The sequence below is a fragment of the Pseudomonas sp. P5_B2 genome, assembly GCF_056400445.1.
On sequence record NZ_JBFULH010000841.1, the window covers coordinates 1 to 1,513 of the forward strand.

Annotated in this window: 1 protein-coding gene; it reads right to left on the reverse strand. The window is 61.8% G+C overall.

Annotation, left to right across the window (positions count from 1 at the left end):
- Positions 1-29 precede the first annotated feature (29 nt).
- On the reverse strand, positions 30-1,513 hold a 1,484-nt coding region (locus AC1DRJ_RS27310), incomplete at its 5' end, for a transglycosylase SLT domain-containing protein (RefSeq protein WP_477804889.1).

Consider the following 1,513-nt stretch of genomic DNA (forward strand, 5'->3'; position numbering starts at 1 on the left):
GTCCGACATCTCCTACACAACATTACCGATCATTGATCATCAAAATACCGCTCATGCCAATCCACCAGCGGCTGTGGCAAGTTGAGCTTCTGTCCGTAAATCACCGAATAAGACAGCACGTTCTGCACATACTGACGGGTTTCGTCGAACGGGATGCTTTCCACCCAGACATCGAAGCTCAGGTGGTCCGCGCCACGCAGCCACTGACGTACGCGGCCCGGGCCGGCGTTGTAGGCAGCGGAGGCGAGGACGCGGTTGCCGTTGAACTGGGCGTGGACCTGGCTCAGGTATGCGGCACCCAGCTGGATGTTTTTCTCCGGGTCCAGCACTTGCTGTGGCGAGGCCAGAGGGATACTGAACTTGCGCGCGGTTTCCTTGGCAGTGGCGGGCATCAATTGCATCAGGCCGGTGGCGCCGACGCCGGAGCGTGCGTCGGCCATGAAGGCGCTTTCCTGGCGAGTGATCGCGAACACCCAGCTTGGATGCAGGCCGCGGATTTTGGCTTCACGGACCAGCGGTTCGCGGTAGGCCATCGGGAAGCGGATGTCCAGATCGTCCCAGTATTGTGCCTGGCTGATGGTGCGGATCGCCGGGAAATACCATTTCAGGTCATACGCCAGTTTTGCCTGGGCGACCATTTCGTCACGGCTGAAGTGACGGCTGACGTGATACCACTCGCGGCGGCCGTCGACGACCTGCCCCCGTGCGTGGAACTCCAGAGCGCGACGAACGCCCGGTGTGTTGCGCACCTTGTTCATCAGCGCCGGGCTCAACACCAACGGTTTATTGTTCAGCGCATACGGGGACTGCGAACGATCAGCCGCGAGGAAGCCATAGAAGTCGCGCTCGCGAGCAAGGTTTTTATAAAGTGTTTGCACTTCCGCGCTCTGAGGCTGGGCCAGTTCAAGGCTGCGGGCCTGCCAATAGCGCCAGCGATTGGTGGTCGCCAGCTCCTGCGGCACGCGCCGGGTCAACTGATGTGCATCGTCCCAACGACCCAGGCGCAACAACAATCGCAGGCGCCATTCGGACACCGTGTTGTCGCGCAGCTCCGGGTCGTACTTGGTCATCACATCCAGTGCGCGGCTGTCGAAACGTCGTGCGAGGGTCAGCCCGATTTCCCTGGCGATCGCCACTTTTTCATCGCGGGAGAAGTGCATGCTGCTGGCATAACCGTCGAGCAGGTCCATGGCCTTGTCGGGGTCCTGCTTGGCCAGGCGGCGCAGGCCGAGGCTGACCACGTCGGACATCGGCTCGTCAGCCGGAGTGAAGCGCGAAGGCTGGTTGAGCAGTTCAGGTTTTTGCGCCACGTCAATCAGCAGCCGACCGCGTGGGGCAAGCGTGGTGAGGCCGTTGACGAGGCTGTTGGCCAGCGGGTAATTACGCGCCTGGGCGGCGAGCTTGGTGCGCTCCCAGCGTTTTTGCTCGGGCAGTTGACCTTCGGCAGCCCACAGTCCGAACAGCGCGTCGCACGCTTCCGGCTGGGATTTGCCGGTCAGCCACAGTTTGTTGG